We start from the raw sequence: 24,584 nt of genomic DNA on the forward strand, positions 1-24,584 counted from the left end.
AGTGCCGGGGCGTCCGGGGTGGTGGACGCCCCGGACGCCGGGGGTGAGTGCCAGGGGTGGGGCGGTGCGACCGCCTGCCTCCCGGGTGGGCCAACACCCGGGGGCGGCGCACAGCCCCGGTCATACGGAGTTCCGTGTCCGGAGGTGACGCGTGTTCGCGGAACCGCCGGGGGCGGTCCGGGCCCTACTCGCCGTCGCGGCCGGAGAGCTGCTCGACGATCTTGAGCAGGGCGGAGTGGTCGAGGCCGCCGTGGCCCTGGTTCTTGAGCGCGGCCACGTACTGCGCCACCTGGGAGCCCAGCGGGATCGCCACACCGGCGGCGCTCGCGGAGTCGGTGATGATGCGCATGTCCTTGTCGTGCAGGGCGATCCGGAAGCCGGGAGCGAAGTCGCGCTCGCGCATGCCCCGGCCCTTGCGCTGGAGCACGGTGCTGCCCGCGAGCCCGCCGCCCAGGACCTCCAGGCCGGACTCGGTGTCCACGCCGTGGGCCTCCAGGAAGACGAGGGCCTCGGCGAGGAGCTGGATGTTGCCCGCCACGATGAGCTGGTTGGCGGCCTTGACGGTCTGCCCGGAGCCGCTGGGGCCGACCAGGACCGGGGTGGTGCCCAGGACGTCGAAGAGGGGACGCGCCGCCTCGAAGTCCTCGGCGGCGCCGCCGACCATGATGGACAGCTTGGCCTCGATCGCACCGGCCTCGCCGCCGCTGACCGGGGCGTCCAGGACGCGCAGGCCGCGTTCGGCGCCGGCCTCCGCGAGCTCGCGGGCGACGTCGGGGCGGATGGTGCTCATGTCGATGACCAGGGTGCCGGGCTTGGCGTGGTCGTAGACGCCGCCCTCACCGCGCAGGACCTGGTCGACGTCCGGGGAGTCCGGAACCATCGTGATGACCGCGTCGGCGTCGGAGACGGCCTCGGCGACGCTTCCGCCGCGCAGGCCGCCCTCGGCGACCAGGGCGTCCACCCTGGCGCTGCTGCGGTTGACGCCGGTGACGGTGTGGCCCGCGCGGACGAGGTTGACGGCCATGGGCAGGCCCATGATGCCCAGGCCGATGAAGGCGATCTTCTTGGCGGCCATGACGGCCCCTTTCAGGCTGTGGTGTGGCTGTTCGTGCGGTGGGCTGGTGCGGCGGTCAGGGCCGCCGTGACCGGTGGGGGTCAGTCGCGCCAGCCGAAGCTCTCGGCACTGGGCACGGTCGGCTTGTACTCCAGGCCGACCAGCCCCCGGTAGCCGCCCGCCTGGGCGGCGGAGAGGAGTTCGTCGATGGGCAGGTCGCCGGTGCCGGGCTCGCCGCGTCCGGGGGCGTCCGCGATCTGGACGTGCCCGAACTCGGCCGCGTGGTCGCGGACGACCGCGGCGACGTCCTCGCCGTTGACGGCCAGGTGGAAGAGGTCCGCGAGGAGGGCGACGTTCTCGGCCCCGGCCTCCTTGACCTTAGCGACGAAGGCGAGGCCGTCGGCGGCGGTCTTGAGCGGGTAGTCCTCGGAGCCGCTGATGGGCTCGACGAGGACGGTGCCGCCGACCTTGGCCACCGCGTCGGCCGCGGCCACCGCGTTGCGTACGGCGAGGCGGTCCTGCTCGGCCGGGTCCACGCCGTCCTGGCGCAGGCCGTAGAGGGCGTTGAAACCGGTGGTGCCGGTGCGCTCCGCGATCTGGGCGACCACTTCGGCGTTGGCGAGGAACTCGTCGGTGCGGGAGGGGTGGGAGAGGACGCCGCGGTCGGGGCCGGGGAGCTGCCCGGCGAAGAAGTTGAGGCCGCTCAGACGCACGTCCGCGTCGTCGAGGGCGGCGACGAAGGCGTCGATCTCCGCCTGCGCCGGGGTGGCGCTCTCGAAGGGCCACCAGAACTCGACGGCGTGGAAGCCCGCGTCGCGTGCGGCCCGGGGGCGCTCGTTGACGGGGAGCTCGGTGAACAGCAGGGAGCAGTTCACCGTGTACCCGAGCGTGTGGCTCATGCGTTGCCTCCGAGATCCACTTCCGTATTGCGGAAAGTAGTTTTCACTTTAAGGAATGATCTGAGTGTGGGCCGGACCACCGCCACTTGTCAACCACCCTGCCGGACCAACCCCCGAACCCCGCCCGCGCGAACCCCCTCCCCCGCCGCCGACGAACCCCGAGGTCACGACCCCACCCACCCCGGAGGCCCCACGAGGGAACAGGAACTTCCTGTTTTCTTCGCACCAGGCCACAGATTCGACTGTTTTTCCGATTTCTCCCCTTGCGAGTGTTGACAAGGTCACACTGCCATCAACTAGAGTCCCTGCAATCCGTAATACGGAATCAGGTATCTGCACTACGAAAGCCCAGGCCGGTACGACGACCCAGCGCCTCACACGGCGTGAGGACGGGTACCGGCCGAGCCACGGGAGAACACATGCCCGAGACCACCCCGGCCCCGTCGGGGGACACCCCCGAGCCGGGTCTGGCGCGCCTGAACGCCCTGCCTCCGCAGGACCTGCGCACCGAACTCGCCCAGTGCCTGAACGTGGACCGCTGGGTCGAGGCAGTGGCGTCCGAGGCGCCCTACGCCGACCGCCGGAGCCTGCTCTCGGTGGCCGACACCCACGCGCGCGGCATCACCTCCGAGGAGGTGGCCACCGCGCTGGCCCGCCACCCCCGGATCGGGGAGAAGGCCAAGGGACAGGACACCGAGTCGGCCTGGTCCCGCGGGGAACAGGCGGCGTTCGCGGCCGACACCGACGACGCCTCCGCCAGGGTCCAGCGGATCTTCACGTTCGCCCAGGGTGAGTACGAGGGAAGATTCGGACAGATCTACCTCGTCTGCGCCAGCGGCCGCAGCGGACGCGAACTCCTCGCGGACCTGGTCGCCCGGCTGGACAACGACCCCGAGACCGAGCTGACCGTGGTCGGTGAGGAGCTCCGCAGGATCTCCGGACTCCGCCTGGTCAAACTCCTGGAGGCAGCATGAGCCACGTGACCACCCACATCCTGGACGCCGCCCTGGGCTCTCCCGCCCGCGACGTCCCGGTGCGCCTGGAGGCCGCCGCCGACCCGGGCCGCACCTCGTGGACCACCGTCGCGGAGGGCCGCACCAACAGCGACGGCCGCGTGCCCGACCTCGGACCCGACCAGCTCTCCGCCGGGTACTACCGGGTCGTCTTCGACACCGGGGCCTACTTCGCCGCGACGGGCCAGAAGGGCTTCTACCCCGAGGTCAGCATCGTGTTCGACCTCGCTGAGGAGGACCAGCACTACCACGTGCCGCTGCTCCTGAGCCCGTTCGCCTACTCGACCTACCGGGGCTCGTAGACCGGGCCGTCCCGCCCGCGAGACCACGTTCCCGGTCCCCTCCCCACGGACGAAGGAGCCCCGCCTGGCGGCACCCACCACGTAGCACCCTCAACCTCTTCGAGTGCGTGACAGGTCCTTCCGCATGACCACAGCGGTCCTCCCTCATACGCACGGCGCACCGACGCGGGAACGACGCGCGGCGCAAGCGATGAAACCGAATCCACACGGATGGAGTTCACCCTGATGGGCATCAGGCTCGGAGACAACCAGTACGGCAAGGCGGAGGTCCGCCTCGTCCACGTCCAGCGCGACACCGACGTCCACCAGATCAAGGACGTCAACGTCACCTCCCAGCTCCGCGGGGACCTGGAGGAAGTCCACACCGTGGGCGACAACTCCAAGTGTCTGCCGACGGACACACAGAAGAACACCGTCTACGCCAAGGCCCGCGAGTGGGGCGGCGTCGGCGCGATCGAGGACTTCGCCCTGCGGCTGGCCCGCCACTTCGTGGACGAGCACGAGTACGTGTACGGCGCCCGCCAGGAGATCGAGGAGTACTCCTGGGACCGGATCGCCACCTCGAAGGGCCCGCACGACCACGCGTTCTCCCGCAGAGGCGCCGAGACCCGCACCACCGTCGTCAACAAGGACGGCGACAAGGAGTGGGTGGTCTCCGGATTCGAGGGCCTGACCGTCCTCAAGTCCACCGGCTCGGAGTTCCACGGATACCCCCGGACCCGGTACACGACCCTCGCCGAGACCAACGACCGCATCCTGGCCACCGATGTGACGGCCCGCTGGCGCTACGTCGGCGTCGACCACGACTTCGACAAGGCCTACGACTCCGTCCGGGCCCTCTGCCTGGAGCTCTTCGCGGAGACGCACAGCCTCGCCCTCCAGCAGACGCTGTACGCGATGGGCACGGCCGTCCTCGAGGCCCACCCCGAGATCGCCGAGATCCGCTTCTCCATGCCGAACAACCACCACTTCCTGGTGGACCTCTCCGCGTTCGGCCTGGACAACCCCAACGAGGTCTTCTTCGCCGCCGACCGGCCCTACGGCAAGATCGAGGCCACGGTCGAGCGCGACGACGCCCCCGACGCCGGAGACGCCTGGAAGGCCGTCCCGGGCTTCATCTAACCCCCGTCCGGTGACGACCCCGGGGCGTGCCGCGTGCTCCCCCGGGTCGCCCCCGGTGCTCTTCGGAGCTTCCTGAACGCCGGGGCCCGTGCGTGCGGCCGGGCCCCGGACCCTCCCCATCCGAGGTCTTCCTCGCCTGCCCGTCCCCAGGGCCACACCGGCCTTCGTCATGCCCGAAAACAGGGCGTTCGAGGCCGGCGCGACACCACCGGGCACCCGCCCCGGAGAACCCGGTCACCCCCCTCTCTCGGTGACCGCCGATCGCAAAGGCTGGAAACTGGCCATGTCGAACAGTCCGTCCGCGAAGGACTCGGCCACAACAACCGCCACTACCCCCTCCCGCCCCGAGGACGAGAAGCTGCCCGTGCGGCTCATGCTCGTCTACGGGCTCCAGCACATCCTCACCATGTACGCCGGTGCGGTGGCACCGGCCCTCGTCATCGGCGCCGCCGCTGGGCTCGCGAACGACCCCGCCGCCATGGGAATCCTCGTCAGCGGCGCGCTCCTGGTGGCGGGTATCGCCACCCTCATGCAGACCGTCGGCCACAAGCGGATCGGCGCGCAGATGCCGATCGTGGTGGCCTGTTCCTTCGTGCCCGTCAGCGCGATCACCGCCCTCGCGGCCGGCCAGGACGGGGAGAACCTCCCCATCGCCTTCGGCGCGTCCATGGCCGCCGGTGTGTTCGCGCTGTTCCTGACCCCCTTCTTCGGGCAGCTCATCCGCTTCTTCCCCCCGATCGTCACTGGCACGATCATCACGGTGATCGGTGTCAGCCTGATGCCGGTGGCCGCGCGCTGGATCATGGACGGCTCCGTGCGCGTCATGGAGGACGGCGCCGAGGTCCCGGCCGCCCCCGTGGCCAACCTCGGCCTGGCAGCGCTGACCCTGATCGTCATCCTCGTCGGTTCCCGCCTGTTCCCGGGGATCTGGGGCCGTCTGTCCATCCTGCTCGGCCTGGTGGTGGGCACGCTCGTGGCGGTCCCGCTCGGCATGGCCGACTTCAGCCGGGTGGGCGAGGCCGACATCGTCTTCAACCCCACCTCGGTGTTCTACTTCGGCGCCCCGCAGATCGAGGTCGCCGCGATCATCACCATGTGCATCATCATGCTCGTGGTCCTGACCGAGGGCGCCTCGCACATCATCGCGGTCGGTGAGATCACCGGTTCCAAGGTGGACGCCAAGCGCATCTCGGCCGGTCTGCGCGCCGACGTGAGCGGCTCGATCATCGGTCCGATCTTCAGCGCCACCCCCACCAGCTCGTTCGCGCAGAACATCGGGCTGCTCGCCCTCACCGGCATCCGCAGCCGCTACGTGGTGGCCACCGGCGCGGGCATCCTGCTGGTCCTGGGCATGTTCCCGGTGCTCGGCGGGGTCATGGCCGCCATCCCCACCCCGGTCCTGGGCGGCGCGGGCCTCGTGCTGTTCGGCAGCGTCGCGGCCAGCGGCATCAAGACGCTCGCCAAGGTGGACTTCACCAACAACCTCAACCTCATCCTGGTCGCCGCCTCCATCGGCGTGGCCATCATCCCGCTGGCCTACCCGACCTTCTACGCGTTCCTGCCGGAGTCCGTCGAGCTGATCGCCCACTCGGGCATCATCGGCGCGGCCATCGTCTCGATCCTGCTGAACATCTGCTTCAACGTGATCGGCCGCGGCCCCTCCGCCGACCCCGCCGACATCGACCGGGCCGACATCGGCAGCGCGGGGCCCGGTGAGGCCAAGTACACGGACCAGGCGGGCGCCACCTACCGGAGCTCGGACGCCGACCGGACCTGACCCGGGTCCCTTTCCCCGGGGGCGGAGCGCCGTGACCACGCGCCCGCCCCACTTCTGTTAAGTGACGGTGAATGGTATGCCTGTGAGGGTGACCGACTGGGACCTGCGCAAGCTGCGCGTACTCCGCACCCTCGAAGAGCTCGGCACCGTCCGGGCGACCGCCGAGGCCCTGTCCATGACCCCCTCAGCCGTCTCCCAGCAGCTCTCGTCGCTCTCCCAGCAGGTGGGGGTGGCGCTCCTGGAGGCGCACGGGCGCCGCGTCCGCCTCACCGACGCCGCGCACGTGCTGCTGCGGCACACCGACGTGGTGCTGGCCCAGTTGGAAAGGGCCGAGGCCGAACTGGACGGGTTCGTCCGGGGCGAGGCCGGACGGGTGCGCGTGGGCACCTTCGCCACCGCGATCCCCGGGCTGGTGGTCCCCGCCCTGAACGCGCTGCGCGCCGACCACCCGGGGCTGCGCACACGGGTGCACCAGGCCGAGGCAGCGGAGGTCTACGACCTCCTCTCCGCCGGGGAGATCGACATCGGCCTCTCCCTGGCCGCCCAGGCCCCCACCCGTAACGACGGCCGTTACGACCGCACCGAGCTGCTGACCGATCCCCTCGACGTGGCGCTGCCCGCACAGCACCGGCTGGCCACCGCTCCGGCGCTGCGCATGAGGGACCTCGCCGAGGAGCCCTGGATCTACGGCGCCTCCGGACCGTGGCGGGACATCACCCTCTCGGCCTGCGCACAGGCGGGGTTCGTGCCCGAGCAGGCGCACGTGGCCTCCGACTGGCGGGCCATCCTCGACATGGTCGCCGCCGGGATGGGGATCGCGCTGATCCCCCGGCTGGCCGCCGCCCGCGACGCACCGGGGGTCACCCTGCGCGTGCCCCACTCGGAGCAGCCCCGCCGCCACGTCGTCACCGCCGTGCGGTCCGGTTCCGGCGAACGCCCCCAGATCGCCCTCGCCCTGGGGGCTCTGGCCGACGCCGCAGCACGCCTGACCAATGTTCAGCCAAAGCGAACATAATGATCAAAAACTTTCGCTGGAATTAACCGGTTTCTCCTGCGAGTCTGAAGGAAGACCCCGACCGACAGGAGCAACGTGAGCCAGGACCCGTCCTTCGACCCCCGTGCCTACAACGCCCAGCCGTACCCCGGCGGCGACCCCTACGCCGACTTCAAGAAGACCGAACTGGACTTCGCCGGGCTGGTGGACCTCGCCGACCGTCGTCTGGGCGCCGGTGTCGTCGCCGCCAACGACGAGTTCTTCGCCCACCGCGAGAACATGCTGCGGACCGAGCCCGCGCTGTTCGACCCGCACCACTTCGGGCACAAGGGCAAGGTCATGGACGGGTGGGAGACCCGCCGTCGCCGTGGTGTGAGCGCCGAGCAGCCGCACCCCACCGCCGACGACCACGACTGGGCCCTGGTCCGTCTCGCTCTGCCCGGCGTGATCCGCGGCATCGTCGTGGACACCGCGCACTTCCGCGGCAACCACCCCACGGAGATCAGCGTCGAGGTGACGCACCTCGACGGGACCCCCACCACCGAGGAGCTCCTGGCCGCCGACTGGACCGAGATCGTGGCGCGCACGCCGGTCTACGGCCACGCCGAGAACGGCTACAGGATCGACGTCGAGCGCCGCTGGACCCACCTGCGCCTCAAGCAGTTCCCCGACGGCGGTGTCGCCCGCCTGCGCGTGTACGGCGAGCCCGTCGCCGACCCGGCCTGGCTGTCCGCCCTCGGCGGCTTCGACCTGGCCGCGCTGGTCAACGGCGGCACGGTCGAGGACGCGTCGGACCGCTTCTACTCCTCGCCGGAGAACATCATCCTGCCGGGCCGCTCGCACAAGATGGACGACGGCTGGGAGAACCGCCGCCGCCGCGACACCGGCAACGACTGGGTGCGCTTCCGCCTCACCGCCCAGGCCTCCGTCCGCGCCATCGAGCTCGACACCGCCTACCTCAAGGGCAACTCGGCCGGGTGGGTGACCATCCTGGGCCGCGACACGCACTCGGACACCCCGGACGAGTGGTTCGAGATCGTCGGCCGCACGAAGCTCCAGCCCGACAGCGCCCACCGCTTCGTGCTGGACGCCCCGGTCACCACGACCCACGTGCGCACCGACGTGTTCCCCGACGGCGGCATGGCCCGCCTGAACGTGTACGGCTCCCTCACCGAGACCGGCTCCGCCGACCTCCGCACCCGCTGGGAAGCCACCCGGGGCTAGTCGCCACACAGAGACCAGGGCGGGCACGCGTCAGCGTGCCCGCCCTTCCACACGCCCGGAGCGCAGACCCCTCAACCACAGGGGGTCTGGAACCCCAGCCATCCGCTGTAGTAACCCGCATGCCACCAACCACCCCCCTCAACCACCGGGGGGGGTGCGAACGTACAGGAGCGCAGCTTCCTCAGCCCCAGAGGGTTTGCTTGAACCTTCACCCCCGGTGGTTGAACGTGCACGGCGCCATTCCCCTCAGACACAGCGGGGTACAGAGGTGAGGGTGCGCGCTTTGCTGGGTGGTGCGGGTTGGCGGGAGTGCGGTGGGCGGCGCTCGGACGGCGGGGGTTTTCGCCAGTGGTGGGGACACGCATCTCTAGAACACATCGGTTGTCCTGGGGGGTGGCCCGTGTCCGTACTTGGCCTTGAACTACCAGTCGTGCCACTGTTCCGCTCATCCGCCAAGTGCGGTGCGGGCAGAGCACCATCCACCCACCCCGCCCTGAATAGACCGAGAAACCCCAAGGGGTACGGTGTAAGCGGTACCTGACTGCCTTTAGCTAACGGGAGAAGCGGGTTGGCCGTAGAAAGGCTGCAGGACAGCAACCACAACCGTAGAGCGGACAACTGCGCCCAGGATCTAGGGTTTTGCTTTTGCTGGAGACATGTTCTTCTGGAGCATGTCCCGTGAGATAAGTAGCGGTGGCCGACAGCAATTCCGAGTCCATCCCCGCGTGCGCGGGGAGCAGCCGAGCGTGCCCTCGACGGGCGCCTCGGTCACGGGTCCATCCCCGCATGCGCGGGGAGCAGACGAGAGACCAAGCCGACACCCACGGCCGCCGAGGTCCATCCCCGCGTGCGCGGGGAGCAGGTGGCCATGCCCAACATCACCGGGCCGACCCTGGGGCCATCCCCGCGTGCGCGGGGAGCAGGCTTTGGCCTCTCGCACGTCCTTGGGGCGACGGGGTCCATCCCCGCGTGCGCGGGGAGCAGCCGAACGCGCGCTTCAACTCCGCGATCGCTTCGGGTCCATCCCCGCGTGCGCGGGGAGCAGGAGTCCACCCCGGGCCGGGTGTGGCAGCTGGAGGGTCCATCCCCGCGTGCGCGGGGAGCAGTCCTCCGCACGGCGGTAACCCTCTACGTACAAGGGTCCATCCCCGCGTGCGCGGGGAGCAGGAAGACCTTCACTCGTTCACGACCCGGCTCGTGGGTCCATCCCCGCGTGCGCGGGGAGCAGCTGGTGGGTCGCCCACAGGTATGGAATCGGCATGCGGGAGGGTCCATCCCCGCGTGCGCGGGGAGCAGGGTTCGATGCGGCTCCTCATCAGGATGGGGTAGGGTCCATCCCCGCGTGCGCGGGGAGCAGTGGGAACAGTGGGTACACCCGCAGGTCAGAGCGGGTCCATCCCCGCGTGCGCGGGGAGCAGAACTCCACACGTCCATCCAGCATCTGGGCGACGGGTCCATCCCCGCGTGCGCGGGGAGCAGGACCCCGTAGTGCACCCCCCGGTCGGTCGCCTGGGTCCATCCCCGCGTGCGCGGGGAGCAGGCGCTACTCTCGCGTCTATTCGACGTGATCGAGGGTCCATCCCCGCGTGCGCGGGGAGCAGGCCAACATGTTTACTCATCTACAGGACGCAGCGGGTCCATCCCCGCGTGCGCGGGGAGCAGACGCGCAGCTTTCCCCACTCGCGCGGGGTGATGGGTCCATCCCCGCGTGCGCGGGGAGCAGAAAGCAGCTACAGCGCCGAACAGGGGAATTGCGGGTCCATCCCCGCGTGCGCGGGGAGCAGTCTCTTTGACCTGCGTGTTTGTCAGCCGCAAGGCCTCAAAACTGCAAGTTGTTGAGAAACAGACATTTCACCCACGCCACTCGCAACCTCCCCCACTCTTTCTACCGCCCGCCCGACGCTCACGGCCACTCCGTTCCGCAATCAGCAGCTTCCTAAGCGGCGGGAGGGACAACGTGTCTCCTGCACCGGAGAACCGGACGGGGCTGGGCGCCGTTGTCCGCTCTATGGTCTGTGGTTGCTGCGGGTGCGCGGGTTCTACGGCTGGGGTTACTGAGGCGGTAATCCTCTACGGCCAACCCGCTTCTCCCGTTAGCTAAAGGCAGTCAGGTACCGCTTACACCGTACCCCTTGGGGTTTCTCGGTCTATTCAGGGCGGGGTGGGTGGATGGTGCTCTGCCCGCACCGCACTTGGCGGATGAGCGGAACAGTGGCACGACTGGTAGTTCAAGGCCAAGTACGGACACGGGCCACCCCCCAGGACAACCGATGTGTTCTAGAGATGCGTGTCCCCACCACTGGCGAAAACCCCCGCCGTCCGAGCGCCGCCCACCGCACTCCCGCCAACCCGCACCACCCAGCAAAGCGCGCACCCTCACCTCTGTACCCCGCTGTGTCTGAGGGGAATGGCGCCGTGCACGTTCAACCACCGGGGGTGAAGGTTCAAGCAAACCCTCTGGGGCTGAGGAAGCTGCGCTCCTGTACGTTCGCACCCCCCCCGGTGGTTGAGGGGGGTGGTGCCTGGCTGGTTACTACAGCGGATGGCGGAGCTTCCAAACCCGCACCACCCCGCGAAGCGCGTACCTGCGCGTCCACGCCCCCCGTGGCTGAGGGGAATGGCGCCGTACCGGTCACAACGGCGCATGGCTGAGTCCCCCAGGGGTGCAGGGGGTCGAGGCCGTACCGCTTGTTACGGCACGTGACGGGGTTGCGCACGCCCACGGCCTGGCCAACGACTCCGCGTATGCGAACGGGCGCCCCGTGGGTGGCGGGGCGCCCGTGACGGGACCGGGTCAGTCCCGGGTGATCATCCGGCCGGTCACGCTGTCCGAGGTGACCTCGGCGCCGCGCAGGAGGGTGCGGCGGACACGGCCGTGGAGGTCGGCTCCGTCGTAGGCGCTCACCGGGTTGCGGTGGGCCAGGGAGCTCGCCTCCACGTGGAAGGGCTCGTCGGGGGCGAAGACCGCCAGGTCGGCGTCCATGCCCGGGGCGATGGAACCCTTGCCGGACACACCGGCCACGCGGGCGGGCCGGGCGGACATCCACTGGACGACCTCCGCGAGCGGAACGCCCCGGCCGCGGGCCTCGGTCCACATGGCGGACAGACCCACCTGGAGCCCGGCGACGCCTCCCCAGGCGGTACCGAAGTCACCGGTGTCCAGGTCCTTCAGGTCCGGGGTGCTCGGAGAGTGGTCGCTGACCACGCAGTCGATCAGACCGTCCTGGAGCGCGCGCCAGAGGAGGTCGCGGTTGGCGCCGTCGCGGATCGGCGGGCAGCACTTGTAGCTGGTCCCCCCGGCCGGGATCTCCTCGGCGGCCAGCGTGAGGTAGTGCGGGCAGCTCTCCACCGTGAGGGGGACGCCCTCCTCCTTGGCCTGCGCGATCAGCGGCAGGGCCGAGGCGCTGGACAGGTGCAGGATATGCGCCCGCACCCCGGTGCGGCGGGCCGTGTCGATCACCAGGGCGATCGCGGCGTTCTCGGCCTCGTCGGGGCGGGAGGCCAGGAAGTCCGCGTAGTCGCGCCCGGACGCGGCGGGCGCCGAGTCCAGCACCTTCGGGTCCTCCGCGTGCACGATCAACCTGCCGCCGAACGCCTTGATGGCCGTGGCAGCGGTGTTCAGCTGTTCCGGGGACAGGTGCCCGAACTCGTCCACGCCCGAGGGCGACAGGAACGCCTTGAACCCGAACACTCCCTCGGACCAGAGGTCGGAGAGGGTGCCCGTGGTGTCCGCGCCGGAGTTCTCCGGGACGGCCCCGCCCCAGAAACCGACGTCCACGGCGAGCTTGCCCTCGGCCACCGCGCGCTTGGCCTTGAGGCCGTCGAGCGTGGTGGTGGGCGGCACGCTGTTGAGCGGCATGTCCACCAGGGTGGTCACACCGCCCAGGGCGGCGGCGCGGGTGGCGCTGGCGAAGCCCTCCCACTCGGTGCGTCCGGGCTCGTTGACGTGCACGTGGCTGTCCACGAGGCCGGGCAGGAGAATCTCGTCCTCGGCCAGGCGGATCTCGCGGGCGGCGCTGACCGGGGCGTCGTCCCCGGCCAGGACCTCGGTGATCCTTCCGTCGTCGACGACCACGCTGACGGCGCGCTCACCCTCGGGGGTGAGTGCGCGGTGGGCGCGTACGACGAGTGCGTGTTCGGTCAACTCACTGCTCCTGTCCGACACGGCGGGTGGCCAGGGCGACGATGGTACCGGCGTCCGCGCCGGCGGCGGTGACCACCTCGGACTCCTCCAGGGCGCCGCAGCGCAGGCCGCTGGCCAGCACGGAGGCCAGCGCCTGGGCGGTGGCGGGTTCGTCCATGACGTTGCCCCCGGCCTGGCCGAGGTAGGCCTTGAGGCGGGCGGCGGCGGGCGCGAAGGCCTCACGGTAGAAGGCGTAGGTGGCCAGGTACCGGATGGGCAGCTGGTTGGGGTGCAGGTCCCAGCCCTGGTAGAAGCCGCGCTCCAGGGAGCGGCGAACCAGTCCGGCGTGCAGGTTCCACGCGGAGCGCACGTCCTCGGGGGTGCCCGTGGGCAGGATGTTGCTGCCGCCGTCGGAGAGCCACACACCGGTTCCGGCGGCGGCGACCTGCATGACCGACTTCGCGTAGTCGGCGGCGGGGTGGGCCAGGCTCTGGTGGGCGGCGGTGATCCCGCAGGCCGCGCTGTAGTCGTAGGTGCCGTAGTGCAGGGCGGTCACCCGGCCCTGGCCCGCCTGGATCATGCGGGAGACCGCGACGGTGCCGTCGGTGAGCAGGATGGACTGGGGGGTCTCGATCTGGAGCTCGAACCGCAGGCGTCCCGCGGGCAGGCCGAAGCGCTCCTCCAGCCGCTCGCTGACCCACACCATCGCCTCGACCTGCTCGACCGAGGTGATCTTGGGCAGGGTGAGGACGAGGTTGTCCGGGAGGGAGCCGTGTCCCTCCAACAGGGTCTGGAGGAACAGGGTGAGCGTGCGGACGCCGCGGTGGCGCCCGGCGGCCTCCATGCCCTTCATCCGGATTCCGAAGTAGGGGGTGGCCGTCCCCTGCTCGAGGTCCGAGACGAACGCGTTCGCGGTGGCGAGGACGTGGGCGTCCTCGGTCTCGTCGCCGGGCGCCCCGTAGCCGTCCTCGAAGTCGGCGCGCAGGTCCTCGATGGGCTCGCGGGCGAGCTTGGCGCGCACCAGCGGGATCGCGTCGGCCACGGCGGCCTCGCTCAGGCCGGTGATCTCGGCCAGGTCGGCCGCCTTGGGCGCGTACTCGTCGAGGGAGGCGATCGCCTCCTCGCCCCAGGCGGCGGCGAGGCCGGGCTGGATGCGGTCGGCGGGAACGTAGACGCTGTGGACGGGCTGGCGGCCGCCGCTGGTCCCGGGGTACTCACGGTCCAGTCGGGCGTCGGCCTCGGCCAGCCGGGTGTCGAGTTCGGTGACCAGGTCGGTCAGGCCAGCAAGGCTGTCACTCGCCACGTGTCGTGTCCTCCTCCGTCGTCGGTGCCGACTCTCGGGGGTCGATGAGAGTCCGGTCACTAATTTCTATATGCGGATAATAACTTCTGCGATTCGGAAGAACAAGGGTTCTGGCGCCCTCGCACCCCGGGGCGCGAAGCTTCCCCTTCGCAACAGAGAGCGAAAACCTCCTTTCGTATTGCAGAATGATGGGCGTGACCGCAGCGGCCCTCAGCATGGGAGCACGACCCTTGTCAGCCTCACAGATCCCCCAAACGGACCAGCCACGCCCTCCAGAGGAGACGGCCCGGCGCTCAGGTGGCGTGCAGTCCCTCGACCGCGCCTTCGCCCTGTTGGAGATCATGGCGGAGGCGGGCGGCGAGGCCTCCCTGAGCCAGCTCGCCGACTCCTCCGGACTGCCCCTGCCGACCATCCACCGCATCATCCGCACCCTCGTCGGCAACGGATACGTGCGCCAACTCCCCTCCCGCCGCTACGCCCTGGGCCCGCGTCTGATCGGACTCGGTGACAAGGCCGCCCGCATGCTCGGTACCTGGGCCCGCCCCCACCTGGCCCAGCTCGTGGAGGACCTCGGAGAGACCGCCAACCTCGCGATGCTCGACGGGGACAAGGTCATCTACGTCGCCCAGGTCCCCTCACCCCACGCCATGCGCATGTTCACCGAGGTCGGCCGCCGCGTCCTGCCGCACTCCGCCGGAGTCGGCAAGGCCCTGCTGTCCCAGCTCAGCGACGAGGAGGCCCTGGCCACCGTCCGCCGCACCGGGATGCCCGCCGCCACCGAGCGCACCATCACCGACCACGACGCCTTCCTCGCCGAACTCCGGCGCATCCGCGAGACCGGGTACGCCATCGACGACGGCGAACAGGAGGTGGGCGTGCGCTGCGTGGCGGTACCCGTCAAGGACGCCCCCTCCGGCATGGCCGTGTCGGTCTCCGGCCCCGAGGCCCGCGTGAGCTGGGACTTCGTGGACCACGCCGCCCCCATCGTGCGGCGGTGCGCCCGGGTCCTGGCCACCGACCTCAACAACCAGAGCTGACCAGCGCCGTCGCGGACACGACGAGGGGGCGTGACCACATGTGGTCACGCCCCCTCGTCCGCTCCGACCTACGTCTGCTGGTCGAAGCCCAGCTTGCGCAGCTGCTTGGGGTCGCGCTGCCAGTCCTTGGCCACCCGTACCCGCAGGTCCAGGAACACCCGCTGCCCGAGCAGCCCCTCGATCTGCTTGCGGGCCCGCGAACCCACGTCCCGCAGGCGTGAGCCCTTGGAGCCGATCACGATCGCCTTCTGGCTGGGCCGCTCCACGTACAGCGACGCGTAGATGTCCACCAGCTCCTTGCCGGGCTTGGTGTTCTCCCGCTCGTACATCTCGTCGACGACCACCGCGATCGAGTGCGGGAGCTCGTCCCGGACCCCCTCCAGGGCGGCCTCGCGGACCAGTTCCGCCACCAGCATCTCGTCCGGCTCGTCGGTGAGGTCGCCGTCCGGGTACAGCGGCGGCCCCTTCGGCAGGTGCGAGCAGAGCACGTCCGTGACGGTGTCCAGCTGGAACTCGCCGCGCGCGGACACCGGGACGATGTCGGCCCAGTCACCCAGCTCGTTCACGGCCATCAGGTGCTCACCGACCGCCGCCCGGTCCACCAGGTCGGTCTTGGTCACGAGCGCCACCACCGGGGTGTTGGTCTGCTCCGCGAGCTCCTTGGCGATGTAGGTGTCACCGCGCCCGATCGGCTCGTTGGCGGGCAGACAGAACGCGATCACGTCCACCTCGACCAACGTGGACCGCACCAGCGAGTCCAGCCGCTCCCCCAGGAGGGTGCGGGGCTTGTGCAGACCGGGCGTGTCCACGATGATCAGCTGCGCGTCGGGCCGGTGCACGATCCCGCGCACCGTCCGCCGCGTGGTCTGCGGCCGGTTGCTGGTGATCGCCACCTTCTGCCCGACCAGCGCGTTCATCAGGGTGGACTTGCCCACGTTGGGGCGGCCCACGAAGCAGGCGAAACCGCTCCGGAAGCCCTCCGGGTAGGAGAGCGGCTCCAGCGGCACGCGGAGCTTCTCAAGGTCGAGGTCGTTCATCTGTCCTTCTCAACGCCGGGTGACGCTCGCGGGCACCCCGTCGGGGGCCGCGATCACCACCAGGTGGGTCTTCAGGTCGTCCGCCACCGCGCGGTCGGCCTCGGTCAGCTCCTTGGCCTCGGTGACGACCACGGCGGCCTCCAACGCGGCGGCCTCACTGGAGGCGGCCGCGGCCACGGCGGCCTGGAGCGCGCTCAACCGCAGGGAGGGCAGCGCCACCGTGGTGGCCACGTACGTGCGCCCCGTCTCGTCGCGCACCGCGGCGCCCTCGGCCGCCGCGTTCCGTGCCCGGGAGGCCCGCGCGAGGGTGATCAGCTTGGTGTCCTCGGGGCCGAGTCCCGTCGTGTCCGTCACTGGTCCGTGCTCCTTACGTCGTGGTCGAGGCCCTGGGCCCGCTCGGCGGGCAGACGCTCCACCAGCACCGTGGTCATCCGGTTGCGGCGGCTGCTCTTGCCCTCCAGGGTGAGCCTGAGTCCAGCGTATTCTGCCTGGGCGCCGCCCGCCGGGACGCGACCCAGCACGAACGCCACCAGGCCGCCCACGGTCTCCACGTCGGAGACCTCCAGGTCGCGCTCGGGGAAGAGTTCGGCCAGCTCACCCAGCGGCAGCCGCGCGGTCACCCGCACACGGTCGTCGTCCAGCCGGTCCACCGGGGCGATCTCGTGGTCGTACTCGTCGGTGATCTCCCCGACGATCTCCTCCACGATGTCCTCCAGCGTGACCAGTCCGGCGGTGCCGCCGTACTCGTCGATCGCCACCGCCACGTGGTTGCGGCGCTTCTGCATCTCCCGCAGGAGCTCGTCGATGGGCTTGGTGTCGGGCACGAAGGTGGCGTCGCGCATCACGTCGCCAGCGGTGAGCGGCACGTCGTCCGCGCCCCCGGCGGTCGCGGCCCAGCGGTCACGCAACCGTTCCACCAGGTCCTTGAGGTAGACGATGCCCACCACGTCGTCCTCGTCCTCGCCCGTGACCGGGATACGCGAGTAGCCGCTGGCCATGGCGAGCGAGAGGACCGCGTCGGCGTCGGCGTCCCGGCCGGTGAACACGATGTCGGGCCGGGGCACCATGACCTCGCGCACCGAGGTGTCGTCCAGCTTGAACACCGAGTGGATCATCTGGCGCTCCTCGGGGTCGATCACCTCCCCCTGCTCGGCCAGGTCCACGAGCTGGCGCAGTTCCACCTCGGTGCTGAAGGGGCCGTCCCGGTCGCCCTTGCCGCGCGGGGTGAGCGCGCGGCCCGCCCCCACCAGCAGGCGGGCCAGCGGACCCAGCACCACCTGGAGCGGGTAGACGACCGTGGCGCTGGCCCGGGCGAGCGGACCGGCGAACTGGCGGCCGAGGATGCGCGGGGTGACCGCGATCAGGACGCACTCCACCACGACCATCGCCACGGCGGTGAGCGCCAGGGCGGGCCAGCCCGCGCCCAGCAGGAAGAGCATGCCCACGGCGGCGGCGAGGACGGCGCAGACCTCGCACACCACCCGCAGGAAGAGCAGCATGTTCAGGTGGGCGGTGGGGTTCACGCGCACCCGCTCCCACGCGGCGCGCACCCGTGCGGAGCGCTCGGCGTGGGAGTCCTCCATGCCCATGGAGATCACGCGGGTGACGGCGACCTCCGCCGCCACCAGGAACCCGGCCACTGCGGTCAGGAGGAGGGCGACCGCGAAGGCCACCGCCCACACCACGGGGTCACCCGTGGCCAGCGACGCGCTCATCGGGCGCTCTCGTCCCCTTCGGTCGTCCCCTCGGCGGCGGCCTCGCGCTCGTTCCAGGCGGCGAGGATCTCACCCTGGAGACCGAACATCTCCTTGTGCTCCTCGGGCTCGGCGTGGTCGTAGCCGAGCAGGTGCAGGATGCCGTGCGTGCACAGCAGGTCGATCTCGGCGCGGGTCCCGTGGCCGGCCTGCTCGCCCTGGCGCTCGGCCACCTGCGGGCAGATGATCACGTCACCGAGCACACCCGGCTCGCTGGTGCGCCCGGGGCCGCCGGGGCGCAGCTCGTCCATGGGGAACGAGAGCACGTCGGTGGGGCCGGGCTCGTCCATCCAGCGCACGTGGAGGTCGGTCATGGGTCCTTCGTCCACCAGCACGACCGACAGCTCGGCCAACGGGTGCACCCGCATGGCGTCGAGCACGTGCCGGGCCAGACGGGAGAGTCGCTCCTCGTCCACGGTGCTGACGCCGGACTCGTTGGCGACGTCGATACTCATCGGTTGGGGCTGCCTCACTTGGATTCGGTGTGGGTGGGCGGTGTCGCTCCGCCCGGTACCCGGGGAAGGGCACCCTACCGACAGCGGTGGGCCCGCACGAGGCGGGCCCACCGGCCGGTGTCACTACGTACTTCTTCTCAGTCTGCCCGGTCTTCGGGGCCCTCGGCGCCGTCAGCGCGGTCCTTCGGGGTGTCGCCGCCCCGGCGGCGTCCGCCGCGCGGTCCCGATCGGCCCCGGTCGCCGCCGCCCGGTCCGCCCTGAGCGGCGTCGTAGCGGCCGTAGGCGTCGACGATCTGGCCCACCAGCCGGTGCCGGACGACGTCCTCACTGGTCAGTCGACAGAAGGCGATGTCGTCGATATCACGCAGGATGTTCTCGATCGTCCGGAGCCCGCTGGTCTGCCCGCCGGGCAGGTCCACCTGGGTGACGTCACCGGTGACCACGATCTTGGAGCCGAAGCCGAGCCGTGTCAGGAACATCTTCATCTGCTCGGGCGAGGTGTTCTGCGCCTCGTCCAGGATGATGAAGGAGTCATTAAGGGTACGGCCACGCATGTACGCCAGGGGGGCGACCTCGATGGTTCCGGCGGCCATCAGTTTGGGGATGGAGTCCGGGTCGAGCATGTCGTGCAGGGCGTCGTAGAGCGGACGCAGGTAGGGGTCGATCTTGTCGTAGAGCGTGCCGGGCAGGAAGCCCAGGCGCTCACCGGCCTCGACGGCGGGCCGGGTCAGGATGATCCGGTTGACCTCCTTGTCCTGGAGGGCCTTCACCGCCTTGGCCATCGCCAGGTAGGTCTTGCCGGTGCCCGCCGGGCCGATGCCGAACACCACGGTGCGCTCGTCGATGATGTCGACGTAGCGCTTCTGGTTCAGCGTCTTGGGGCGGATGGTCTTGCCCCGGTTCGACAGGATGTTGGTGGTCAGCACGTCCGCGGGGCGTTCCTTGCCCGGCGAGCGCAGCATGTGGATCATGCGCTCGATGGTGTCGGGGGTGACGTGGGTGCCGCTCTTGGCGAGCTCGATCAGTTCCTCCACGAGGCGGACCACCACGGCCGTCTCCTCGGGGGTCCCGCTGATCGTGAACTCGTTGCCGCGGACGTGGATGTCGCTCTTGAAGGACCGCTCCAGCGCGCGGAGGAGCTCGTCCCCCGAGCCCAGCAGGCTGATCATCGTGTGTTCGTCCGGCACCACGACCTTGACCTGGGTCTCCGGGTCCTGGTGCGTGTGAGTTGACTCGGCCATGGTGTGGCCTTGCGGCCGCTGTCCTACCCTTCGGTCACGGCCCCGGGGCTTCGGTCGCCCGGGGCTCCTCGCGGACGGGCCGCACACCGGGTCCGACGGTGTCGAGCACGGTCACCACGGGTGTGTGGGACAACCGAAGTGGCCGGTGGGGCCCGTCCCCGAGTCTACCAACGGGGGCCCGGCGGGCTCGATGGGTTATTTCGTCCGCTATCCGGGGGGCCAGTTCAGGCCGCGTCCGCCGAGCACGTGGGCGTGCAGGTGGAAGACGGTCTGCCCGGCACCGGCCCCGGTGTTGAAGACCATCCGGTAGCCGGACTCCACCACGTCCTCGGCCTTGGCCACCTCGTGGGCCTCCCGGACCAGGGCGTCCATCAGCCCGGTGTCGGTGGCGGCCGCGGAGGCGGCGTCGGCGTGGTGTTCGCGGGGGACGACCAGGATGTGGGTTGGCGCCTGGGGGTTGATGTCGCGGAACGCCACCGTGCGCTCCCCCTCGCGGACGATGTCCGCGGGGACCTCGCCCTTCACGATCTTGCAGAAGAGGCAGTCGGGGTCGACCATCGCTCGCCTTCCGTCACGCGGCCCGCACTTCGTGGCGGCACCGCTTCTCGGGTCATCGGAATTGTCCGGTGCCCATGATGCCGCAGGTGCGTGGAACACCGCAGGTACACGAACCGCGAGGAGATGAACCCTCAACCTTTCCGCAACCGTTCCGATCCACGATCCCCTCCGGCGACCGAGCGGGGCGCGATAGTCTTTGTCCCCGTGCGCGTCAGGCTGTGGGCACGCCCGCCGTTCGGCCACGTCCGACGTGTTCGGATCGGAACGCACGTCTACTGGAAATGAAGAGGTATGCCCTTTCGTAAACCCCGCGACAAGGGTGTGCGTCGAACTGATGTGACGACAGAAACCTTGGTGGCCAAAGCCGCCACGGCGCCACTCTCGGTCGAGTGGGACGCTGACCACGCGGTGACGGAGCTCTACCGGGAGCACTACCGTCCGCTCGTTCGGCTCGCCGCCCTGCTCGTGAGGGACCACGCGACCGCCGAGGAGGTCGTCCAGGACGCCTTCGTCGCCATGCACGGCGCCTGGCGCCGCCTCAGGGACCCGAACAAGGCCCTCTCCTACCTCCGCCAGGCGGTGGTGAACAAGGCCAGGTCGGTGCTGCGCCACAGGGCCGTCGTCGAGAAGCACGCCCCGAAGGCCCTGCCCGACGCACCCAGTGCCGAGCACGGGGCCATGAACCTGCTGGAACGCGAGGCGGTCATCACCGCGCTGCGCAAGCTACCCACCCGTCAGCGAGAGGCCATCGTGCTCCGGTACTACGGCGATCTGTCTGAGGCACAGATCGCGGACGCCATGGGCATCAGCCGAGGCGCGGTCAAGAGCCACACCTCGCGTGGCATCTCCTCCCTTCGCTCTGTACTGGAGCAGACGTCATGAGTAGCCCCAACGATCGGAACGAAACGGAGTTCGAGGACCAGCTCCGTCAGATACTCCGCGCCGAGGCCGACGACGTGACCCCGTCGGCCGAAGGACTCAACCTCATCCGTGAGCGCACCGAGCGTCAGCGCGGCTCGGCGTGGTTCGGGCTGCCGTGGCTGCGTCCCGCGACAGCGGTGGCGGCGGCCGTGCTCATCGTCGCCTCGGTGATCATGTCGAGCCCCCAGGTCCGTGAACAGGTCCTGGAGATCGTCCCGGCGGGGGCCGACCGCGAGGGCACCCCGCCCGAGGCCGAGAGCAACGGGAGCGGCGGCGTCGCGGCCCCCGGCCCCTCGACGGACTCCACCACCGGCACCAGCAAACCGGCGGAGGAGACGGACGAGGACCCCGAGGGCTCCCCCAGCCCGGACAGCTCGCCCTCCTCCTCCGAGGACGACGGGTTCGAGGCCACCGCCTCGTGCCCGCCCGGTGAGGAGCTCACGCCGGTCCCGACCGACGGCCCCCGTGAAGAGGACAAGAAGAGCAAGGACGACGAGCGGGAGGTCAGGGAGACCTGCGCCCCCACCGACGAACCCAGGGAAGAGCCCACCGACGAACCCACCAGCCCCGGCAGCGGTGGCGACCCCGAACCGGGTGAGGGCACCGAGGAGCCCGGCAACGGCACCGGGAACAACGGTGAGGAGGACGGGGCCAGCGTGAGCTGACCCCGGGCCGCACTCGGACGGACGTGACGAAGGGCCCGTGGGATCTCCCACGGGCCCTTCGTCGTGTTCTTCAGGAGCGGCGCCGCGGCACCGGCCCGTGTCCGCTCACCAGCGTCCCGTACGGGCCTGGAGGACCGACAGCGCGGCCACCCCGGCGGTGGAGGTGCGCAGGACCGAGGGCCCCAGCAGGGCCCGGACCGCCCCGGCCTCGTCGAAGGCGGCCAGTTCCGCCTCGGAGATCCCGCCCTCCGGGCCGACCACCAGCACGATCCCCGTACCGTGGGGCTCCTCCGGCAGGGGCAGTTCGGACAGCCGCCCCGCCCCCTCCTCGTGCAGGACCGCGGCGAGGTCCGCCCCGGCCAGCAGGGCGGACACCCCCTTGCGGTCCATCGGCTCGGTGACCTCGGGCGTCCGGGCGCGGCGGGCCTGCTTGGCCGCCTCCCGGGCGCTCGCCCGCCACTTGGCGAGGGCCTTGGCCCCCCGGTCGCCCTTCCACTGCGTGACGCAGCGCTCGGCCGACCAGGGCACGATGGCGTCCACCCCGGCCTCGGTCATCATCTCGACCGCGAGCTCGCCCCGGTCCCGTTTGGGCAGGGCCTGCACCACGGTGATCCGGGGCCGCGGCTCGGGTTCGCTCCGGCGTTCCACCACACGGCAGACCAGCGTGTCCTTGCCGACGACCTCGTCGACCTCGCAGCGCGCACGCAGGCCGAGACCGTCGGACAGGTCGACGGTCTCGCCCTCGCGGACGCGTCGCACCGCCACGGCGTGGCGGCCCTCCGGACCGTCGAGACGGATCCGGTCACCCGCCAGCGCCGCGGTTTCGACCAGGAAGACCGGCGGGGTCACTTGGCTCCGAAGGCGTCACGGATCTTGGAGAAGAACCCGCCGTGGCCGGGGCTGAAGCGGCCCGGGTTCTGGTCCTCCCCGCGCAGCTCCGCGAACTTGCGCAGCAGGGCCTCCTGCTCCTCGTCGAGCTTGCTCGGGGTCTCCACGTCGACGCGGATGCGCAGGTCTCCCCGGCCGCCGCCGTCGAGGTGGGTGACGCCCTTGCCCGGCAGGGTGATGACGTGGCCCGAGTTGGTGCCCGGACGCAGGTCGATGTTCTCGGTGCCGTCGAGGGTGTCGAACGCGCACGAGGCGCCCAGCGCCGCCGCCGTCATGGGGACGGTGATGGTGCAGTGCAGGTCGTCGCCGCGACGCTCGAAGGTCGGGTGCGGCTTCTGGACGATCTCCAGGATGATGTCACCGCGCGGCCCGCCGTTGGGGCCGACCTCGCCCTCGCCGGCGAGCTGGATGCGGGTGCCGTCGTCGACACCGGCGGGGATCTTGACGGTACGGGTGACCTTCTCCCGGACCCGGCCCTCGCCCGCGCAGTCGCCGCAGGGGTTGGTGATGACCGAACCCTGGCCGGAGCACTGCGGGCAGGGACGCGAGGTCATGACCTGACCGAGGAAGGAGCGCGTGACCTGGGAGACCTCGCCCTGGCCGTGGCACATGTCGCAGGTGGTCCGGTGCGAACCGGCCGCGGTGCCCTCGCCCTGGCACGTCTCGCACAGGATCGCGGTCGGGAAGGTGATCTCCCGGCTGACCCCGAACGCTGTCTCGACGAGGTCGAGCTCGATACGAATCTTGATGCTGCGCCCGCGCCGGACCCGCTCCCGGGGGCCGCGGCCGCCGGGCTGTCCACCGCCGAAGAAGGCGTTCATGATGTCGTCGAAGGCGAACCCGCCCGCGTTGCCGAAGCCTCCGGCACCGCCGCCGCCACCTGGGGCGAAGGGGTCCTGACCCATGTCGAACATCCGACGCTTGTTCTCGTCGGAGAGGACCTCGTAGGCCTGGGTCACTTCCTTGAAGCGCTCCTGGGTGGCGGGGTCCGGGTTGATGTCCGGGTGGAGCTCGCGCGCGAGCCGCCGGTACGCCTTCTTGATCTCGTCCTTGGACGCGTCGCGACGCACCCCGAGAACCTGGTAATAGTCTCTGGCCACTGAGTTACTGTCCTGCCAAAATCTGTCCGACATACCGGGCCACCGCACGGACGGCGCCCATCGTCCCTGGGTAGTCCATACGGGTGGGGCCCACCACTCCGATCTTGGCCAGCGACTGGTTTCCCACGCCGTAGTCAGCCGACACGATGGAAGTGGATCGAAGGCCCTCGTGGAAGTTCTCCGCGCCGATGCGCACCGTCAGCATGGAGGGGTCCTTGGCCTCACCGAGGAGTCGTATGAGGACCATGTTCTCTTCCAGTGCCTCAAGCACGTCGCGCAGGCTGGCCGCGAAGTCGACCGCGGCGAGGTTGGCGGTGCCAGCCAGCACGATCTTCTCCTCGTGACGTTCCACGAGGCTCTCCAGCAGGACGGAGAGGATCGCGACCGCGACGGGACGGTCCTCCGGTGCGACCTGGGCGGGCAGGTCCTCCACCGCGTCCGGCACGTCGCCGAGGTGTCTGCCTGCGATGGCGCGGTTGAGCATGCTGCGCAGGTCGTCCACCACGGTCTCACTGACCGATCCCAGCCCGTCGATGACGCGCTGTTCGACCCGTCCGGTGTCGGTGATGACGACCATCATGATGCGCTGGCCGCCGAGCGGCACCAGTTCCACGTGCTGCACCGACGAGCGGGTCAGCGACGGGTACTGGACGATCGCGACCTGCCGGGTGAGCTGCGCGAGCAGCCGCACCGTGCGGGCGACGATCTCGTCGAGGTCCACGGCACCGCCGAGGAACGACTCGATGGCACGCCGTTCGGCCGCCGAGAGCGGCTTGACGGAGGAGAGCCGGTCGACGAAGAGCCGGTACCCCTTGTCGGTGGGCACCCGTCCCGCACTGGTGTGGGGTTGGGCGATGTAGCCGTCCTCCTCCAGGGCGACCATGTCGTTGCGAATGGTCGCCGGGGAGACACCAAGGGGGTGACGGTCCGCCAACGCCCGCGAACCCACGGGTTCGTTGGTGTTGACGAAGTCCTCGACGACCGCACGCAGGACTGCGAGCTTGCGCTCATCCAGCAACTCGCCACCTCCTGGCACTCCAAGGTCCTCAGTGCTAATTCTATGCCCGGCCGCAAACCCACACGGCTACCCGCAGGCGGTAACACGGGGACGGGGGGT

Annotated in this window: 22 protein-coding genes and 1 CRISPR repeat array; of the genes, 9 read left to right on the top strand and 13 right to left on the bottom strand. The window is 70.4% G+C overall.

The genetic code is table 11. The annotated features are described in order from the left end of the window. Window positions 1-184: 184 nt before the first annotated feature. Window positions 185-1,075, bottom strand: coding sequence for a 2-hydroxy-3-oxopropionate reductase (locus AC0VYM_RS21145; protein ID WP_475454809.1), 891 nt, complete (start codon window positions 1,073-1,075; stop codon window positions 185-187). Between the two features lie 80 nt (window positions 1,076-1,155). Then, window positions 1,156-1,953, bottom strand: coding sequence for a hydroxypyruvate isomerase family protein (locus AC0VYM_RS21150; protein ID WP_475454811.1), 798 nt, complete (start codon window positions 1,951-1,953; stop codon window positions 1,156-1,158). A 419-nt stretch (window positions 1,954-2,372) separates the two neighbouring features. Between AC0VYM_RS21150 and uraD the strand changes: the two genes are divergently transcribed. From uraD to alc, 6 genes are all read left to right on the top strand, one after another. Further along, complete coding sequence (gene uraD, locus AC0VYM_RS21155) at window positions 2,373-2,927, top strand: 2-oxo-4-hydroxy-4-carboxy-5-ureidoimidazoline decarboxylase (RefSeq protein ID WP_475454813.1); 555 nt, start codon at window positions 2,373-2,375, stop codon at window positions 2,925-2,927. Next, the gene (uraH, locus tag AC0VYM_RS21160) at window positions 2,924-3,268 is read left to right on the top strand and encodes a hydroxyisourate hydrolase (RefSeq protein WP_475454815.1); all 345 of its coding nucleotides are present in this window, start codon (window positions 2,924-2,926) and stop codon (window positions 3,266-3,268) included. Before uraD ends, uraH begins: the two co-directional genes overlap by 4 nt. Window positions 3,269-3,493: 225 nt before the next feature. Beyond that, window positions 3,494-4,390: a factor-independent urate hydroxylase gene (gene pucL, locus AC0VYM_RS21165; RefSeq protein WP_475463153.1), complete on the top strand. Its 897-nt coding sequence runs from the start codon at window positions 3,494-3,496 to the stop codon at window positions 4,388-4,390. Window positions 4,391-4,673: 283 nt separating this feature from the next. Next, window positions 4,674-6,167 carry a nucleobase:cation symporter-2 family protein gene (locus AC0VYM_RS21170; protein WP_475454817.1) on the top strand — a complete coding sequence of 498 codons (1,494 nt, stop codon included), beginning with the start codon at window positions 4,674-4,676 and terminating at the stop codon, window positions 6,165-6,167. Window positions 6,168-6,243: 76 nt separating this feature from the next. Then, window positions 6,244-7,182 (top strand): LysR family transcriptional regulator, encoded by a 939-nt coding sequence (locus AC0VYM_RS21175; protein WP_475454819.1) that lies wholly within the window; start codon window positions 6,244-6,246, stop codon window positions 7,180-7,182. A 75-nt stretch (window positions 7,183-7,257) separates the two neighbouring features. Beyond that, on the top strand, window positions 7,258-8,385 hold the full coding sequence (gene alc, locus AC0VYM_RS21180) for an allantoicase (protein WP_475454821.1): 1,128 nt from the start codon (window positions 7,258-7,260) through the stop codon (window positions 8,383-8,385). Window positions 8,386-9,096: 711 nt separating this feature from the next. Continuing rightward, a CRISPR array of direct repeats spans window positions 9,097-10,169; the repeat unit is 29 nt; unit sequence GGGTCCATCCCCGCGTGCGCGGGGAGCAG. A gap of 1,010 nt (window positions 10,170-11,179) precedes the next feature. On the opposite strand, the gene allB is transcribed toward alc, so the two are convergent. Continuing rightward, entirely contained in the window at window positions 11,180-12,529 is a 1,350-nt protein-coding gene (allB, locus tag AC0VYM_RS21185) for an allantoinase AllB (RefSeq protein WP_475454823.1), read from the bottom strand. 1 nt (window position 12,530) lies between these two features. Beyond that, complete coding sequence (locus AC0VYM_RS21190) at window positions 12,531-13,811, bottom strand: DUF6986 family protein (protein WP_475454825.1); 1,281 nt, start codon at window positions 13,809-13,811, stop codon at window positions 12,531-12,533. Window positions 13,812-14,113: 302 nt separating this feature from the next. Here AC0VYM_RS21190 and AC0VYM_RS21195 point away from each other — a divergent pair, with 302 nt between their 5' ends. After that, the gene (locus AC0VYM_RS21195) at window positions 14,114-14,848 is read left to right on the top strand and encodes an IclR family transcriptional regulator (protein ID WP_475454827.1); all 735 of its coding nucleotides are present in this window, start codon (window positions 14,114-14,116) and stop codon (window positions 14,846-14,848) included. A gap of 68 nt (window positions 14,849-14,916) precedes the next feature. Here AC0VYM_RS21195 and era read toward each other — a convergent pair whose 3' ends face one another. From era to AC0VYM_RS21225, 6 genes are all read right to left on the bottom strand, one after another. Beyond that, complete coding sequence (gene era / locus AC0VYM_RS21200; RefSeq protein ID WP_475454829.1) at window positions 14,917-15,885, bottom strand: GTPase Era; 969 nt, start codon at window positions 15,883-15,885, stop codon at window positions 14,917-14,919. Window positions 15,886-15,894: 9 nt separating this feature from the next. After that, window positions 15,895-16,239 (bottom strand): cytidine deaminase, encoded by a 345-nt coding sequence (locus AC0VYM_RS21205; protein ID WP_475454831.1) that lies wholly within the window; start codon window positions 16,237-16,239, stop codon window positions 15,895-15,897. Next, window positions 16,236-17,600, bottom strand: a complete 1,365-nt coding sequence (locus AC0VYM_RS21210; RefSeq protein WP_475454833.1) for a hemolysin family protein — start codon at window positions 17,598-17,600, stop codon at window positions 16,236-16,238. The genes AC0VYM_RS21205 and AC0VYM_RS21210 overlap by 4 nt, the downstream gene beginning before the upstream one ends. Beyond that, on the bottom strand, window positions 17,597-18,094 hold the full coding sequence (gene ybeY, locus AC0VYM_RS21215) for an rRNA maturation RNase YbeY (protein ID WP_475454835.1): 498 nt from the start codon (window positions 18,092-18,094) through the stop codon (window positions 17,597-17,599). The genes AC0VYM_RS21210 and ybeY overlap by 4 nt, the downstream gene beginning before the upstream one ends. 137 nt (window positions 18,095-18,231) lie before the next feature. Further along, window positions 18,232-19,335: a PhoH family protein gene (locus AC0VYM_RS21220; RefSeq protein WP_475454837.1), complete on the bottom strand. Its 1,104-nt coding sequence runs from the start codon at window positions 19,333-19,335 to the stop codon at window positions 18,232-18,234. Between the two features lie 207 nt (window positions 19,336-19,542). Next, window positions 19,543-19,893 carry a histidine triad nucleotide-binding protein gene (locus AC0VYM_RS21225; protein ID WP_475454839.1) on the bottom strand — a complete coding sequence of 117 codons (351 nt, stop codon included), beginning with the start codon at window positions 19,891-19,893 and terminating at the stop codon, window positions 19,543-19,545. Window positions 19,894-20,184: 291 nt separating this feature from the next. On the opposite strand from AC0VYM_RS21225, the gene AC0VYM_RS21230 reads away from it, so the two are divergent. Together AC0VYM_RS21230 and AC0VYM_RS21235 are read left to right on the top strand one after the other, a co-directional pair. Then, the gene (locus AC0VYM_RS21230; protein ID WP_475454841.1) at window positions 20,185-20,775 is read left to right on the top strand and encodes a SigE family RNA polymerase sigma factor; all 591 of its coding nucleotides are present in this window, start codon (window positions 20,185-20,187) and stop codon (window positions 20,773-20,775) included. Further along, the gene (locus AC0VYM_RS21235) at window positions 20,772-21,479 is read left to right on the top strand and encodes a hypothetical protein (RefSeq protein ID WP_475454843.1); all 708 of its coding nucleotides are present in this window, start codon (window positions 20,772-20,774) and stop codon (window positions 21,477-21,479) included. The genes AC0VYM_RS21230 and AC0VYM_RS21235 overlap by 4 nt, the downstream gene beginning before the upstream one ends. A gap of 105 nt (window positions 21,480-21,584) precedes the next feature. Here the strand turns inward: AC0VYM_RS21235 and AC0VYM_RS21240 are convergent, their stop codons facing one another. From AC0VYM_RS21240 to hrcA, 3 genes are read right to left on the bottom strand one after another with little or no spacing between them, the layout of a single operon-like run. Next, entirely contained in the window at window positions 21,585-22,328 is a 744-nt protein-coding gene (locus AC0VYM_RS21240) for a 16S rRNA (uracil(1498)-N(3))-methyltransferase (RefSeq protein ID WP_475454845.1), read from the bottom strand. Beyond that, the gene (dnaJ, locus tag AC0VYM_RS21245) at window positions 22,325-23,467 is read right to left on the bottom strand and encodes a molecular chaperone DnaJ (RefSeq protein WP_475454846.1); all 1,143 of its coding nucleotides are present in this window, start codon (window positions 23,465-23,467) and stop codon (window positions 22,325-22,327) included. Before dnaJ ends, AC0VYM_RS21240 begins: the two co-directional genes overlap by 4 nt. A 4-nt stretch (window positions 23,468-23,471) precedes the next feature. Continuing rightward, on the bottom strand, window positions 23,472-24,485 hold the full coding sequence (gene hrcA / locus AC0VYM_RS21250) for a heat-inducible transcriptional repressor HrcA (protein ID WP_475454848.1): 1,014 nt from the start codon (window positions 24,483-24,485) through the stop codon (window positions 23,472-23,474). Between the last annotated feature and the right edge of the window lie 99 nt (window positions 24,486-24,584).

The organism is Nocardiopsis sp. iso_237, from assembly GCF_056173345.1.

Bases quoted from the DNA above. Each gene is read 5' to 3' on its own strand.
- AC0VYM_RS21145 (WP_475454809.1), bottom strand. From the start codon at position 1,075: ATGGCCGCCAAGAAGATCGCCTTCATCGGCCTGGGCATCATGGGCCTG.
- AC0VYM_RS21150 (WP_475454811.1), bottom strand. From the start codon at position 1,953: ATGAGCCACACGCTCGGGTACACGGTGAACTGCTCCCTGCTGTTCACC.
- uraD (WP_475454813.1), top strand. From the start codon at position 2,373: ATGCCCGAGACCACCCCGGCCCCGTCGGGGGACACCCCCGAGCCGGGT.
- uraH (WP_475454815.1), top strand. From the start codon at position 2,924: ATGAGCCACGTGACCACCCACATCCTGGACGCCGCCCTGGGCTCTCCC.
- pucL (WP_475463153.1), top strand. From the start codon at position 3,494: ATGGGCATCAGGCTCGGAGACAACCAGTACGGCAAGGCGGAGGTCCGC.
- AC0VYM_RS21170 (WP_475454817.1), top strand. From the start codon at position 4,674: ATGTCGAACAGTCCGTCCGCGAAGGACTCGGCCACAACAACCGCCACT.
- AC0VYM_RS21175 (WP_475454819.1), top strand. From the start codon at position 6,244: ATGCCTGTGAGGGTGACCGACTGGGACCTGCGCAAGCTGCGCGTACTC.
- era (WP_475454829.1), bottom strand. From the start codon at position 15,885: ATGAACGACCTCGACCTTGAGAAGCTCCGCGTGCCGCTGGAGCCGCTC.
- AC0VYM_RS21210 (WP_475454833.1), bottom strand. From the start codon at position 17,600: ATGAGCGCGTCGCTGGCCACGGGTGACCCCGTGGTGTGGGCGGTGGCC.
- ybeY (WP_475454835.1), bottom strand. From the start codon at position 18,094: ATGAGTATCGACGTCGCCAACGAGTCCGGCGTCAGCACCGTGGACGAG.
- AC0VYM_RS21220 (WP_475454837.1), bottom strand. From the start codon at position 19,335: ATGGCCGAGTCAACTCACACGCACCAGGACCCGGAGACCCAGGTCAAG.
- AC0VYM_RS21225 (WP_475454839.1), bottom strand. From the start codon at position 19,893: ATGGTCGACCCCGACTGCCTCTTCTGCAAGATCGTGAAGGGCGAGGTC.
- AC0VYM_RS21230 (WP_475454841.1), top strand. From the start codon at position 20,185: ATGCCCTTTCGTAAACCCCGCGACAAGGGTGTGCGTCGAACTGATGTG.
- AC0VYM_RS21235 (WP_475454843.1), top strand. From the start codon at position 20,772: ATGAGTAGCCCCAACGATCGGAACGAAACGGAGTTCGAGGACCAGCTC.